Origin of the sequence: Candidatus Phaeomarinobacter ectocarpi, assembly GCF_000689395.1 — a bacterium.
In the GTDB taxonomy this organism is placed as follows: domain Bacteria; phylum Pseudomonadota; class Alphaproteobacteria; order CGMCC-115125; family CGMCC-115125; genus Pyruvatibacter; species Pyruvatibacter ectocarpi.
In genome coordinates this window covers 2,798,799-2,811,893 of sequence record NZ_HG966617.1, presented here as the reverse complement: position 1 = coordinate 2,811,893, position 13,095 = coordinate 2,798,799, and the positions used below count along the sequence as shown (strand labels likewise).

The 13,095-nt window shown below is 60.0% G+C and carries 14 protein-coding genes; 10 read left to right on the top strand and 4 right to left on the bottom strand.

Annotated elements, in window-relative coordinates; translation table 11 throughout:
* Nucleotides 1-52 precede the first annotated feature (52 nt).
* Nucleotides 53-1,180, top strand: a complete 1,128-nt coding sequence (locus tag BN1012_RS13445; protein ID WP_043949987.1) for a DegT/DnrJ/EryC1/StrS family aminotransferase — start codon at nucleotides 53-55, stop codon at nucleotides 1,178-1,180.
* A 4-nt stretch (nucleotides 1,181-1,184) separates the two neighbouring features.
* Here BN1012_RS13445 and BN1012_RS13440 read toward each other — a convergent pair whose 3' ends face one another.
* On the bottom strand, nucleotides 1,185-2,360 hold the full coding sequence (locus BN1012_RS13440; protein WP_171815977.1) for a glycosyltransferase family 4 protein: 1,176 nt from the start codon (nucleotides 2,358-2,360) through the stop codon (nucleotides 1,185-1,187).
* Between the two features lie 186 nt (nucleotides 2,361-2,546).
* On the opposite strand from BN1012_RS13440, the gene rpmF reads away from it, so the two are divergent.
* Nucleotides 2,547-2,732 (top strand): 50S ribosomal protein L32, encoded by a 186-nt coding sequence (rpmF, locus tag BN1012_RS17565; protein ID WP_043949986.1) that lies wholly within the window; start codon nucleotides 2,547-2,549, stop codon nucleotides 2,730-2,732.
* A 274-nt stretch (nucleotides 2,733-3,006) separates the two neighbouring features.
* A complete protein-coding gene (locus BN1012_RS13430; protein WP_043949985.1) occupies nucleotides 3,007-3,399 on the top strand; it encodes a hypothetical protein in 393 nt (130 codons plus the stop codon).
* Nucleotides 3,400-3,414: 15 nt separating this feature from the next.
* On the opposite strand, the gene BN1012_RS13425 is transcribed toward BN1012_RS13430, so the two are convergent.
* Genes BN1012_RS13425 through pabB form a run of 3 tightly spaced genes read right to left on the bottom strand, consistent with a single transcriptional unit; the run spans nucleotide 3,415 to nucleotide 6,248 of the window.
* On the bottom strand, nucleotides 3,415-4,266 hold the full coding sequence (locus BN1012_RS13425) for an aminotransferase class IV (RefSeq protein ID WP_043949984.1): 852 nt from the start codon (nucleotides 4,264-4,266) through the stop codon (nucleotides 3,415-3,417).
* A gap of 9 nt (nucleotides 4,267-4,275) precedes the next feature.
* Nucleotides 4,276-4,887: an anthranilate synthase component II gene (locus BN1012_RS13420; protein ID WP_043949983.1), complete on the bottom strand. Its 612-nt coding sequence runs from the start codon at nucleotides 4,885-4,887 to the stop codon at nucleotides 4,276-4,278.
* A complete protein-coding gene (pabB, locus tag BN1012_RS13415) occupies nucleotides 4,884-6,248 on the bottom strand; it encodes an aminodeoxychorismate synthase component I (protein ID WP_052535339.1) in 1,365 nt (454 codons plus the stop codon). The genes BN1012_RS13420 and pabB overlap by 4 nt, the downstream gene beginning before the upstream one ends.
* A 278-nt stretch (nucleotides 6,249-6,526) precedes the next feature.
* Between pabB and BN1012_RS13410 the strand changes: the two genes are divergently transcribed.
* The 7 genes from BN1012_RS13410 (at nucleotide 6,527) to BN1012_RS13380 (ending at nucleotide 13,094) form a co-directional block, all read left to right on the top strand.
* Nucleotides 6,527-7,357, top strand: coding sequence for an SDR family oxidoreductase (locus BN1012_RS13410; protein WP_043951107.1), 831 nt, complete (start codon nucleotides 6,527-6,529; stop codon nucleotides 7,355-7,357).
* Between the two features lie 20 nt (nucleotides 7,358-7,377).
* The gene (locus BN1012_RS13405; protein WP_043949981.1) at nucleotides 7,378-8,187 is read left to right on the top strand and encodes an enoyl-CoA hydratase/isomerase family protein; all 810 of its coding nucleotides are present in this window, start codon (nucleotides 7,378-7,380) and stop codon (nucleotides 8,185-8,187) included.
* An 8-nt stretch (nucleotides 8,188-8,195) separates the two neighbouring features.
* Nucleotides 8,196-8,582: a hypothetical protein gene (locus BN1012_RS17070; RefSeq protein ID WP_052535337.1), complete on the top strand. Its 387-nt coding sequence runs from the start codon at nucleotides 8,196-8,198 to the stop codon at nucleotides 8,580-8,582.
* Entirely contained in the window at nucleotides 8,583-9,200 is a 618-nt protein-coding gene (locus BN1012_RS13395) for a hypothetical protein (protein WP_043949980.1), read from the top strand.
* Nucleotides 9,193-10,779 (top strand): gamma-glutamyltransferase, encoded by a 1,587-nt coding sequence (gene ggt, locus BN1012_RS13390; RefSeq protein ID WP_043951105.1) that lies wholly within the window; start codon nucleotides 9,193-9,195, stop codon nucleotides 10,777-10,779. The genes BN1012_RS13395 and ggt overlap by 8 nt, the downstream gene beginning before the upstream one ends.
* 261 nt (nucleotides 10,780-11,040) lie before the next feature.
* Nucleotides 11,041-11,241 (top strand): hypothetical protein, encoded by a 201-nt coding sequence (locus BN1012_RS17660; RefSeq protein ID WP_043949979.1) that lies wholly within the window; start codon nucleotides 11,041-11,043, stop codon nucleotides 11,239-11,241.
* 59 nt (nucleotides 11,242-11,300) lie between these two features.
* The gene (locus BN1012_RS13380) at nucleotides 11,301-13,094 is read left to right on the top strand and encodes a putative bifunctional diguanylate cyclase/phosphodiesterase (protein ID WP_052535334.1); all 1,794 of its coding nucleotides are present in this window, start codon (nucleotides 11,301-11,303) and stop codon (nucleotides 13,092-13,094) included.
* Nucleotide 13,095 lies beyond the last annotated feature (1 nt).

Genomic DNA, 13,095 nt, shown 5'->3' with positions numbered 1-13,095 from the left:
CCGGTAAGTGCTGATATCAGCTATTGTCTGGATCCGATTGTGAGTGCGCCCAATGAGTGACCCGATTGCCTTTATTGACCTTGGTGCCCAGCAGGCCCGCATTCGCGACAAGGTAGATGTCGCCATTGCCAAGGTTCTGGACCATGGGATGTACATCAACGGGCCGGAAATCCTCGAACTTGAGGCGCAGCTGGGCACATTCAGCGGGTCTGAGCACGTCATCGGGTGTGCCAGTGGTACCGATGCCCTTGGGCTGGTGCTGATGGCGCGCGGACTGCGGCCGGGAGATGCGGTCTTCGTGCCCGCCTTTACCTTCATTGCGACAGGGGAAGCAGTTGCGTGGCTGGGGGCAACGCCGGTGTTTGTGGATGTGGACCCGAAGACCTTCAACATGGACCCTCGACATCTTGAAGCCTCGATAGCGACTGCCAGGGAACAGGGCCTGAAACCTGCCTGTGTGATTGCGGTGGATCTGTTTGGTCAGCCTGCGGACTACCCGGCGCTCAAGGACATCTGTGATGCCGAAGGCCTGTTCCTGCTGGCGGATGCGGCCCAGAGCTACGGCGGAGCGCTGGCGGACAAACGGGTGGGGTCTCTTGGGGACGCGGCAACGACCAGCTTTTTTCCGGCCAAGCCGCTTGGTTGCTACGGCGATGGGGGTGCGATCTTTACGGATGATGCCGATATGGCGGATCACATTCGGTCACTGCGCAACCATGGGGCGGGCGCCGACCGGTACGACAATGTGCGCATCGGCATGAATGGCCGCCTTGATACGATCCAGGCGGCAATCCTGCTTGAGAAACTGGCGATCTTCGAAGAGGAGCTTGTGTCACGGCAGCGGATTGCCGAGCGATACAATGCAACGCTTGAAGACGTTGCAACAGTTCCCTTTGTGGGCAATGCGGCCAAGTCAGCCTGGGCGCAATACACGCTTCGGGTCGCGGACCGCGATGCGGTGCGGGCGCGATGTCAGGATGCTGGCATTCCCACTCAGGTCTATTACCCGATCCCGCTGCACAAACAGACAGCCTACAAGCACTACCCGACCGGTCCCGGCGGGCTACCGGTATGTGATGCGCTGGCGGCCGATGTTCTGAGCCTGCCCATGCATCCGTATCTGGATGAAGCGACGCAGGACCGGATCATCGAGAGCGTGCGGACAGCGATTGCCGGTTAAGGCGTCAGGCGCGTGCGCCGAGCAGCGCATAGGTTTCCAGCACGGCCGAGGCGATGGCCTCGTTGGAATGCCCTTTGGAAATGAAGGCGCGACCGGCAGTGCCCATCTTTTTCCGCAAGGCTGCATCGGTGATGAGGCGTCGAAGCGCGTCTGCCAGTCCGTTTGCATCGCGCACCGGCGCCAGTAGTCCGGTTTCACCAGCGATAATAGCGTCGCGGCAGCCAGGTACATCGGTGGTGACACAGGGCAGGCCACAGGCTGCCGCCTCCAGTAGCGCCTTTGGCAGGCCTTCGCGATAGGACGGCAGGCAGGCGATATGGCTATCACGATAAAGAGCAGCCATGTCCTCCACCTGGCCGAGCCACGACACAGACCCCTCTGCCTGCCAGCTATTCAGCTCGGTCTCCGTGATGGCGGACCGGTTGGCAGGGTCCAGGCCACCTGCAAGCACGAATCGTGCGTTCAGTCCTTCGCCTGAGAGCTGCCGGGCCGCATCCACAAATTCGCGCACGCCCTTGTCGGCCAGCATGCGGGCGGCCAGGACGATCTGCACGGGCGGTGGGGCAGGCGTTTGTGTGGGTGAGAACTGCACAAGGTCGACCCCGGAGCCGGGAATGAGGCGGGTCCATGCGGCGGGGACGCCAAAACGGGTCGTGACGAGGGCCTGATCATCCGGGTTCTGGACGATGGCCATTTGCCGCTTGCTGCCAAGGGCCGCTCTCAGGGCGGTAGTGAGCGCGATGCGAATAGCCTGCTCTTTGGTGCCCTGTCCCAGAAAGAAGGAGCCGACGCCGGTCACGGACATCACGGTGGCCTGTTTCTGCCACCGGGAAACAAGAGCTGCATAGAGGGCTGGTTTCAGGGTAAAGGCGTGAACAATATCGGGTTTCAGGGCTCGGACCAGTCGGTTAAGGCTGGTCAGGGTTTCCAGTTCACGGGCGGGCGACGCGAAACTTCTGGCGAGGGGCCAGGGGTGGAAGGTGAAGCCGTTGGTGTCCATTTCCCGGGCCTGATCGGCCTCGTTGATGGCCACATGCACGTCCCAGCCTTCGGTCTGGGCGGCTTTGGCTATGGGAAGACGATGGTTGAAGAACGAGTCCAGTTGATTGGCGGCCAACAGCAGGCGCGGGCCGGACGGGGCAGGGGCCGATTGGGAGGGCGCTGGGATATCAGCAGCCAAATGCGCTGAATCCCCCTTTGCACTGGCCCGCGTCTTCATGTATACCCTCGCAACTTGAACTGGCCCGGCGCTGAAAAGCGGCTCGGGCCTCGCACTTTTTTTAAAGAACTGGCGCGCTTCCTTGCCCTGGATGTTACCTTTACGGGGGGCAGGCAGCCACGACAACATAAGACTGAGGCAGATCCCATGGCGGTTCCCAAAAGTAGAGTAACAAAGGCTCGTCGCGGCTGGCGTCGGAGCCATCACGCCCTTGGGCAGCCGGCTTATGTGGAAAACCCGGATTCCGGTGAACTTCACCGTCCGCACCACATTGACCTGAAGAGCGGCATGTATCGCGGCCGTCAGGTTCTGGAGCCAAAAGACGACGCATAAGCTGCGTTTCTTTAGGCTTTCAGCCAAAAATGACAGGTTCAAGGGGTCCCTCGGGGCCCCTTTTCTTGTTTTGTTCTCATGTTTTCAGGATTCGCAGGTGAGGCGTACGCGTCACGGCTGTGCCGTATTTTAACTGTACCTCTTTGAACCACGCGAGGGATTGTGGTGGCCTATGGTACGTATTTTCCAGGGGCCACTTAAAACACGGGCACTACGCCAGTCCAGGAACACCCTACTGGCTGCGCCCATCTAACGGATCCGGGGGACGACCCACATGTTTGCTATTATTCCGCTGCTGCTGCTTCTGCTGATCGCCTACAACGTGGTGGTTTTCATCACCGGGCCTGATCTGGCCACGCAGCTTTTCTCACTCGACATGGTGTCGGGCGCAGTCTGGACGTTCACCGTCTCTGACCTGTTCCTGGTAGTCGGGCTGGTACTGCTGTTCATCGAGATTGTGCGCGCCACGGGCACATCGCAGTCCTCGATCGTCAATCACGGGCTGTCGATGCTCGTCTTTGTGCTGTGCCTGGTCGAATTCATCATTGTGCCGGAAGCGGCAACATCGACATTCTTCTTCATTACAGCGCTTGCCTTGCTGGACGTGGTGGCCGGGTTCTCGGTAACCATCACAACCGCGCGCCGGGACTTTGCCGTCGGCGAGTAACCGCCACGCACATTCCTAGACGACATCGCTTGCCCAGGCCTCTTCGAGTGCCTGGGCAAGTTTTTTTGTAATGGGCCCCGCAGGAAGCGCTGTACCGTCGACGGTGGTCACAGGGCAGATGCCCCAGAGGCTGTTGGTCAGGAAGACTTCGTCCGCAGCCTTGAGGGTCTCCATGCTGATGTCGGCTTCGGACACGCTCAGGTCTGCATCGCGTGCAAGTGCCAGTATGTCATTGCGGGTGATGCCTGCACGGATTGACCCGTCGTCAGGCGGCGTTGTCACAGACCCGTTCTTCACCACAAAGACATTGCCGATGGTGGCGCAGGCGATGCCGCCGTCGGCGGACCGCATGAGCGCTTCGTCGGCGCCTGCTGCGTCCGCTTCCATGCGCGCCATCACGTTGTCGGTGTAGTTCAGTGTCTTGAGCGGGCTTGCGGGGCTGGTGGCCAGCTTGCTGACGCTGCTGACCATGACGGACAGGCCAGCGGGTGGGGCCGGTGCGGCGGCAGCGGAGATCATCAGGGTCGGTGTCGGATCTTGTGGCAATGCCAGCCCACGGCCGGCGGGGCCTCGGGTGAGCGTCATGCGCAGGCTGGCGCGATCATTGGTTGCGAGGCCGTTTGCCTCGAGGGTTTCGCGGGCGGCCGCACGCAGAGTGCGGCTCTCATAGGGTGGCTTTATCTGCATCACCGCTGCCCCTTCGAGCAGGCGCATGAGGTGCCGGTCGAGGCGGATGATGCGGCCTGCCCGGGCGAGCAGTGTTTCAAACAGGCCGTCGGCAAGCAGCAGGCCGCGGTCCGTTGGGGCGATGCGCGCTTCATCGGCCGGGACGAGCGCGCCGTTGAGCCAGATGCGCGGAATGGACATGGAAGGCTCCTATTGGGCCGGTTGCGCAAATCGCTCGGTGGTAGAGCGGGCTGTATAGTTCAAGAAATTGTTTATCAGCGCATGACCATGGTCGGTCAGCACGCTTTCAGGATGAAACTGCACGCCGAAAGCAGGGGCAGTCTTATGCGCTACCGCCATGATGGTGTCCGGGTTGTCTGCCAACTGCGCCGTCACCGCCAGATCGTCGGGGACATGTGCGCCCGCAATCAGCGAATGGTAGCGACCCACCTGCATGGGAGACGGCAAATCCGCAAAGACGTCTTGTCCATGATGGGTGATTGTTGATGCCTGACCGTGAATGGGGCGGTCGGCGCGGATGACCTCGCCGCCGCAGGCTGCTACTAGGCACTGGTGGCCCAAGCATACGCCGAGCAGGGGAATGCCGTCGGCAATGACTGCACGCGCGAGTGGTGTTGAGATGCCGGCTTCGTCCGGTCCGCAGGGGCCGGGTGAAATGATGATGCCCGCGGGCGCCATGGCCAGTGCCTCATCGACGGTGATGGCGTCGTTTCTGACGACCTCAACAGCATCGCCTAACTCGCGCACATAGCGGGCGAGGTTGAAAACGAAGCTGTCGTAATTGTCGATGACCAGAATCATGAGGATGCGCTACCCATCAAAGCGGCCTTCATTGCGCTGGCCTTGGTGATGGTCTCGTCATACTCATCGTGCGGATCACTGTCGGCAACAATGCCGCCGCCTGCGTGATAGGTGATCTGTCTGCCGGTGATTGTCAGTGTCCGGATGGCAATGGACGTGTCGATGGCACCGTCCAGCCCGATGAAGCCGATGGAACCGCAATAGGCACCACGGCTGTGGGGCTCTTCGTCAGCGATGATTTCCATGGCGCGCACTTTGGGTGCGCCCGTGATGGAGCCGCCGGGGAAGCAAGCGGCCAAGCAGTCAAGCGATGATGCATCGGTCCGCAGCGTGCCGGTGACTGTTGAAATCAGGTGATGCACGTTTTCAAATGAATGCAGCTCGCACAGGGCTTCGACCTTCACGGAATGGTCCGCGCAGGTGCGTGAAAGGTCATTGCGCTGGAGATCGACGATCATGATGTTTTCAGCGCGGTCCTTGGCACTGTTCATCAGGTCGTTTGCCAATGCTGTATCGTGTGCGTCTGTCTCGCCGCGCGGGCGGGTGCCCTTGATGGGTTCTGTGCGGACGTGACCTTCAGGGGTGATTTTCAGGAACCGCTCGGGTGACGATGACACCAGCGTGCGGTCGGGCAGCGTAAGATGTGCTGAAAACGGGGCGGGCGCATCGCCCGCCAACCGCTGATAGATATCGAATGGCGTGACGTCCGCCGGCAAACTGGAATCAAAGCGCTGTGCCAGATTGGCCTGGAAAATGTCGCCTGCGTGGATGAGTTCAATGACCCGCGCGACGCTTTTGCGATAGGCATCGGGGTCAATGGTGGCCTCCGGGTCGCTGCAGGGTCTGGTTGCAGGTGCGCGCGACCGTGAGGCCGTTTCAATCAAGGCCTTCAAGGCTGCTCTGCGGTCCTGCGTGACAGGAGTGTCCCATGGCGACAGAACGAATGCGTGATCCGCATCCTTATTCGCATCCTGGGGGCAGGCGAGGACGGCGTCATAGAAGCCGACTGTCAGGACCGGGGTGTCCTGATCCATTCCTTTGGGATGCGGCAGGCGCTCAAGATCATGGGCAAGCTCATAGGCAAAGAACCCGGCAGCGCCACCGGCAAAGGGGACAGGTGTTTTGCGGGGCACAAATGAATGGTCCTGCTTCCATGCCTCAAGCGCGGCATCGAGGCGCCGGAAGGCACCGCCGCGGGTCCGGGAATCAAGTTTACCCAGTGTGATGGTCAACGTTTCCGCAGGGTCCATCAGGATGTAAGCAATATCGTCAGACCCCTGCCAGTCCAGCAACTGCGCGAAGGGCCTGTCGGCAACCGGCGCAAAGATATCTGCCGGGCGGATGCCGGTGGGCAGTGTCACCCTTTCCCATATGGCGGATGCCGAGAGGTGGGGCGTTTGATCTGGTTGGGCTGACGACAGGTGAGGTGTCCGTTGATTTGGCCTGAAGCGGGCAATTGCGCGGGTTCAACCTTGCGCTGGGCGCATGCAGTTGCTTTGCTGATGGGTAACAATACCGCATTTAAGGGGCGTGCGGCGCATGTCCATTGAGAACCAGCCATGCATGGTTTTTGACGTCTCTTGCGCGGATGAATGGCAACGAAATTTGTGCCCTGCTGGGGCCTGAGGGAGAACACGACATGAGTGATGTATTTCGCGAGAACCTGCTGAAAAACAAAGTGGCATTCTTTGCGGGCGCGTCTTCAGGCATCAATCTGGGTGTGGCGCAGCGCTTTGCTCAGGAGGGTGCGAAGGTCGTTCTGATATCACGCAGTCACGACAAGATTCAGGATGCGGTCAAGAGCATCACGGACGAAGGCGGCACGGCGTTTGGCATGGCGTGCGACGTGCGCGACTTTGAGAGCGTTGATGGTGCGCTCAAAAAGGCCAAGGAAGAATATGGCGAGATTGATTTCGTGCTGTCGGGTGCGGCTGGCAACTTTGTGGCGCCGGCGCTTGGCATGTCTTCCAACGGCTTCAAGGTCGTGGTCGACATTGATCTGATCGGTACATTCAATGTGCTGCGGGCATCTTTCCCCTATCTCAAGCGTCCCGGTGCCTCGCTGGTGGCGATAACGGCACCGCAGGCGGTGCAGCCGGCCATGTTCCAGGCGCATGTGTGCGCTGCGAAGGCGGGCATCAATATGCTGGTGAAGTGCCTTGGGCTTGAATGGGGTCCTGGTGGCGTGCGCGTCAATGCGGTATCACCCGGCCCGATTGCGGATACGGAAGGGATGCGCCGTCTTGCGCCAACGCCGGAAGCCGAAGAAGCCATCATCAGTTCCATCGCGCTGCGCGAATATGGCACCAAGACGGACATTGCCGAGACCTGCATGTGGTTGAGCAGCGAAGCCTCACGCTATGTCACCGGCACCATCATTGATTGCGATGGCGGCACGACCCTTGGGTCTGCCAGGGGTGACGCCATTGGCGAGCTCGGCGATCAGATTCCTGACTTCACGGCCCGATAGGCAAGGGTCAGGCACGTATCATGGCGATTGATCCTTCACGCTTTGAAACCGTTCAGTACACGGTTGAAAATCACGTTGCGACGGTGATGCTGAACAGACCTCAGCGGCGTAATGCACTGAACCGTCAGGCCTATGACGAACTCGAAAAAGCATTTCAAGCTGCGCAGGCAGATAGCGACGTGCGGTGCGTGATCGTCACCGGCGCGGACCCGGCCTTTTGTGCCGGTGAAGACGTCAAGGAAATGATGACGGGGGAGCAGAAGGACGCAAGCGTTGCAAGGCTCACATCCGTACGACCCAAACCGACACCTGCCGCCATGGCAGTGCTTGAGTGTGACAGGCCGGTCATCGCCGCGGTGAACGGCCCGGCAGTTGGCTGGGGCATGGAGCTGGCGTTGTTTGCGGATATTCGGATTGGCTCCGAGAGGGCGCAGATGGGCGAGATATTCATCAAGCGCGGGCTCATCTCCGACATTGGCGGCCTTGGTCGCCTGCCGTCCCTCGTGGGTGCATCAAAGGCGGCTGAATTGCTGTTTACAGGTGATGTGGTTGATGCCCATGAAGCAGAGCGCATCGGTATTCTCAGCCGGGTGGTGGCGCATGACACTTTGATGGATGAGGCGCGCAACCTGGCGGGACGTATTGCGGAGAATGCACCGCTTGCCCTGCGCTACATGAAAGAGGGTTTGCGGATATCTGCCGGTCAGGACTATCAGGCGCTTGGCGGCTGGGTTTCAGGCACGTTGGGGAAGCTGTTTCAGACTGAAGACCATTCAGAGGGGGTTGCCAGTTTTCTTGAAAAGCGGGCGCCGCAGTTCAAAGGGCGCTAGGCGGATAGATGGCGCTGTTTTTCGACCAGAAGTGGTTCACGGACCGGCTCAACGATATGGGCCGGACGCCAAATGATCTGGCGGATGCCATCGGCATGCCGCTGATCGAGCTGGCGGCGGTCTGGAAGGATCAGCGGGAGCTATCGGTTGATGAGGTGCGTGGCATGGCGCAGTTCCTCAAGGCACCTGCTGAAGAAGTGGCGTCGCGTGCGGGCGTATCGACGCCGATACCAAGTGAACCGGGCGAGGCAGGCGTGGCAGGCAGCGACCTTGCGCCTGTGCTAGAACGACTGGATGAGATGGCGCATCGGCTCGACAGACTTGAGCGGGCTGTTGGCGACATCAAGGCATTGCTGCTGGATACGCGGCTGAACGGGGATGAGAAGGACACCTAGATGGGTAATGTAGCGCCGGCACTGTTTGCCGGATTGTTTCTTGGGGCGGGCGTCTATGCGGTGGTCCAAATCCGCGGGTCTTCCGTGGGCGGACAGATTTTCTGGCTGGTGGGGCTGTTGAGCTTTGCCGTTGGCGGGCTGTTTGCGTCGCTGAGGCTGTTTTTCCCCATCGTCGAACCGGTATATGTCACGGTGCTGCTGTTTTGCATCTCCGTGGGCCTTGGCGCGATCCTGATTGGCATTGTGTCGCATCTCGTGCGGCCCATGCCGGAACGCTGGACGACGATTGGTCTGGCCATCCCGGTTGTTGTGTATGTGGTGGCTGTTCTTACAGATCAGATTCACTTCGCGGCACTTGTTCAGATTGTCGTGCTCATCGGTATGACTGGTGTTGCGGCCTGGAAGTTTGAAGACTATCCGCGTGCCTCGATCTGGGTGATTGCGGCCGCGCTGTCATTCGCGCTGCTGACGCCGCTGCTCATGCGGGTTGCGCCGGGCCTTGGGCTCAGCCAGATGGATGTGGGCCATCTTGCCATGGCCATTGGCCTGCTGTCGCTGGTGCAGGCGGCCAAGGCACGCGGGATTGGTGCGGGCGGCGCGGGAGGCGCTGGTGCGTGACTTTCAACGTCCTGGACGCTCAACGGTTCACAGCCTCAACGGCATGTGCGCCTCGTCTCATCCGCAGGCGTCGCTGACGGCTGTCGATATCATGAAGCGTGGCGGCAACGCCGTGGATGCGGCGGTGGCTGCCAGTGCGGTGCTGTGTGTCGTCGAACCCATGATGACGGGCATTGGCGGGGACTGCTTTGTGCTGTTTGCGCCCAAGGGGTCCTCTGAAGTGATCGGGCTCAACGGGTCCGGGCGCGCGCCGGCGGCGGCGACACGGGACTACTTTGTCGAGCAGGGCTTCGACAAAATTGGCGAGACCTCCGTTCACTCCATCAGCATTCCCGGTGCCATTGATGCCTGGGCCAGGTTGCTGGCGGATCACGGCACCATGGGTCTTGATGAGGTGCTGGCGCCGGCCATTGCATTTGCGGAAGAGGGCTTTGCCCTGTCGCCGCGTATTGCCATTGACTGGATGTTTCTGACCCCGCAATTGAAGAATGATCCGGACATTCGCGCGCTCTATCTGCCATCGGGAGAAGCGCCGGGCATTGGCAGCATCTGGAAGAGCCCGGCGCTCGGGCGCACCTTGCGGGCTATTGGTGAGCGTGGGCGTGCCGGGTTTTACGAAGGTGAGATTGCGGATCGCATGGTGCAGACGCTGCAGGCCAAGGGCGGGCTGCATACGCTTGAGGACTTTGCCAATACGTCCGCTGACTACGTAACGCCGATCTCGACGGACACACGTGGCCACAGGCTGCTGGAGATACCGCCCAACGGACAGGGCATCACAGCGTTGATCGCGCTTAACATTCTTGATCGCCTGAATGTGGACGGGCTGGACCCGCATGGACCCGAACGGGTGCATCTGCAGGTGGAAGCCGCCCGGCGGGCCTATGCCGCGCGCGATATGTATGTGGCCGATATGGACCAGGCGCAGGTGCCGGTAGATCATTTGCTGTCAGATGCATTTGCGGATGCGATTGCTGCGGAGATTGATCCGGGTCGTGCTGCTGATCTGCCCATGGCGCAGGACAACCCGCATAAGGACACCACGTATCTCACGGTTGTCGACAAGGACCGCAATGCGGTGTCGTTTATCAACTCGCTGTTTCAGGGCTTTGGGTCAACGATCGCGGACGAGCAGACAGGTGTGGTGTTTCAGAACCGCGCCGCTGGGTTTGTACTTGAAGACGGCCATCCCAACTGCATCGCGCCTAACAAGCGGCCCATGCATACGATTATTCCAGCCATGCTTGTGAAGGATCAACAAGCTGTCATGCCATTTGGTGTCATGGGCGGGCACTACCAGCCCATGGGTCATGTGCAGGTGGTGCTCAACATGCTGGCCTATGGCATGGACATCCAAGAGGCGATCGATTTTCCCCGTTTCCTGACCGAAGACGGCACGCTGGCAATCGAGCGCGGCCTACCCGCCGCCACCCTTGAGGGCCTGACGGCGCGCGGGCATCGGGTGGCTGAAGCCGTGCCGCCCTTTGGTGGCGGGCAGGGCATTGCCATCAATTGGGAGCAGGGCACGCTTACGGGCGGATCAGATCCCCGTAAAGACGGCGCGGCAATCGGTTATTGAGGGTGTGAGGTGGCCTGTGGATCAGGCAACCTGATCAGCAAGGTGGCCTGAAACAGGCTTTGCGTGCAAATCATTTGCGCGCGCATAGGCCCGCGCGCTCTTGTTCATTTCGGCACCCGGATGTCCTGGAAGAGTGTGCCAATCCGGGACTTCCCGCCATAGGACACGCGCATTGTGAACGCGTGCTGCGGGAGCCTTGGGTTGAGCTTCGGTTTCGGCGCGCTTTGAAGTCGCTGTTTTCTGCGGATTTGTGTTCACGCCATGGGCATGTGCGACCGCGCTGACGCGGTGGGGCAAGTGAACAAATCTGGTGCGGCCAATCCTCATACCTCGTTAAGGAGCAAGGACGATGCCAGCGTGCTGGCCGCCGAAAACCGTCATGACAGCATGTCAAATGAGCAGCTTGTTTCGTCTTTTTTAATTGCTGCATGTCACTTTTCCGAAATGTTGCCCGAAGATTGAGGGACCAGAATGGTTCTTCGAGTGGCGGGCCTGCGTTGACAGGGGCTGTACACGTGACGATGCGTAACAACGGGTTTGATCAGGCAAGAAGTGCGACGGTCAATACATCTGCCACCGAAGGGTCGGTGCGGGATGCACGTGACACCGCGAGTCTTGCGAATGATCTTCAAGCTACGGCACTGAGCGCTGCCGGTATTGCCATCTATGAATGGGATATCGCCACGGACACTATTGTGTGGAGCGAAGGCGTCAGTGCTGTCTGGTCTTCTGAAGGTCGCGCCCTGCTGACATCTGAGCATGTTTCTACTGGTCGCTCATACGCGCGGCTGGTGGACCCTGATGCAGGCGTGTCGCGCTATGACGCGGTCATGACCAGCGACAAATCTGATCGCGGCGACGGCGTCGCTTTTGACTGCGAATACGCGATTAACGTGCCCGGCCAAAGTGAGCCCGTCTGGATTGAAGATGGTGGTTCCTGGTTTGTGGGTGACAATGGACGTCCCGGCCGGGTGGTCGGTACCGTTCGCAATATTTCCGCACGGAAAAATCAGGAACGCCGTCTGGGATATCTCGCCCGGTTTGACGAACTGACCGGCAATGTGAACCGCACGCGCCTGCGCGAGCTGCTGTCTCAGACCATTGCCTATAGCGAACGATTTGATCGCGATGCGGCCTTCATGATGGCGGGCATTGATAATCTGGCGCTCATCAATGACGCCTACGGATTTGATGTGGCGGATCAGGTCATTGTGGCCGTCTCACAGAGACTGAAATCACAGCTGCGCCAGAGCGACACGCTGGGACGTGTGGCGGGCAACAAGTTCGGCATCATTCTGACCAATTGCGGGGAGGCTGAAATGGCCTATACCGCAGAGCGCCTGATGCAGGCTGTACGTGAAACCGTCATTGATACGGGCTCTGGGCCCGTGTCCGCGAGTGTCTCGATTGGCTGTGTGGCCATTCCGCGGTGTGCCCGCAATGCGACGGAAGCTTTGTCACGGTCTGAGGAGGTTCTCGACAATGCCAAGGCCACGCGCCGGGGTGCCTATGGCATTTATCAGTTGTCCGAGCAGCGCGAATCCCGTCGCCGCCGGAATGTTGAGCTGGCTGACCAGATTGTGTCAGCCCTCAATGAAGACCGCTTGTGCCTTGCCTATCAGCCCATCGTGTCGTCGAAGACCGGCGAAGCTGATCTGCATGAGTGCCTGCTGCGGATGAAGCGTCCCGACGGGGAAGTGGTATCTGCCGGCGAGTTCATTCCTGTAGCTGAGAAGCTGGGGCTTGTCCGTCTGGTGGATCAGCGCGTTCTGGAAATGGCGATCAAGACGCTTGAGGACTACCCGCAGGCGGAACTTGCGATCAACGTCTCCGGCATGACAGCCATGGACGGCACCTGGCTGGAGAGCATCCGTCGCTATGTGGCGACGCGCCGTGATCTTGCGACGCGCCTCATCGTGGAAATCACCGAGACGGTGGCACTGCACGAATTGGAAGAATCCGCCAAGTTCGTCCGTGAACTGCGTGAGCTGGGCTGTCGTGTTGCGATTGATGATTTCGGCGCGGGCTACACGTCGTTCCGCAACCTCAAGGCGCTGGACGTGGACATGGTCAAAATTGACGGGTCCTTCGTCAAAGGCCTTGTGCGCAGCCGTGACGACCAGCTGTTTGTGCAAACGCTGGTTCATCTGGCCAAGAACTTCAATCTGCCTGTGGTGGCGGAATGGGTTGGCAATGAAGATGAAGTCACACTCCTGCGCGCCTATGGCGTGGAGTACATGCAGGGGTTCTTCCTTGGCGAGCCGGTGTTGACGCCGCCATGGGAAACCGATGTGGCAAGCCTCGAAACGGCTTAAG

Coding starts and splice junctions, on each gene's coding strand:
- BN1012_RS13445 (WP_043949987.1), top strand. CDS start 53: ATGAGTGACCCGATTGCCTTTATTGACCTTGGTGCCCAGCAGGCCCGC.
- rpmF (WP_043949986.1), top strand. CDS start 2,547: ATGGCGGTTCCCAAAAGTAGAGTAACAAAGGCTCGTCGCGGCTGGCGT.
- BN1012_RS13430 (WP_043949985.1), top strand. CDS start 3,007: ATGTTTGCTATTATTCCGCTGCTGCTGCTTCTGCTGATCGCCTACAAC.
- BN1012_RS13425 (WP_043949984.1), bottom strand. CDS start 4,266: ATGTCCATTCCGCGCATCTGGCTCAACGGCGCGCTCGTCCCGGCCGAT.
- BN1012_RS13420 (WP_043949983.1), bottom strand. CDS start 4,887: ATGATTCTGGTCATCGACAATTACGACAGCTTCGTTTTCAACCTCGCC.
- BN1012_RS13410 (WP_043951107.1), top strand. CDS start 6,527: ATGAGTGATGTATTTCGCGAGAACCTGCTGAAAAACAAAGTGGCATTC.
- BN1012_RS13405 (WP_043949981.1), top strand. CDS start 7,378: ATGGCGATTGATCCTTCACGCTTTGAAACCGTTCAGTACACGGTTGAA.
- BN1012_RS17070 (WP_052535337.1), top strand. CDS start 8,196: ATGGCGCTGTTTTTCGACCAGAAGTGGTTCACGGACCGGCTCAACGAT.
- BN1012_RS13395 (WP_043949980.1), top strand. CDS start 8,583: ATGGGTAATGTAGCGCCGGCACTGTTTGCCGGATTGTTTCTTGGGGCG.
- BN1012_RS17660 (WP_043949979.1), top strand. CDS start 11,041: ATGGGCATGTGCGACCGCGCTGACGCGGTGGGGCAAGTGAACAAATCT.
- BN1012_RS13380 (WP_052535334.1), top strand. CDS start 11,301: ATGCGTAACAACGGGTTTGATCAGGCAAGAAGTGCGACGGTCAATACA.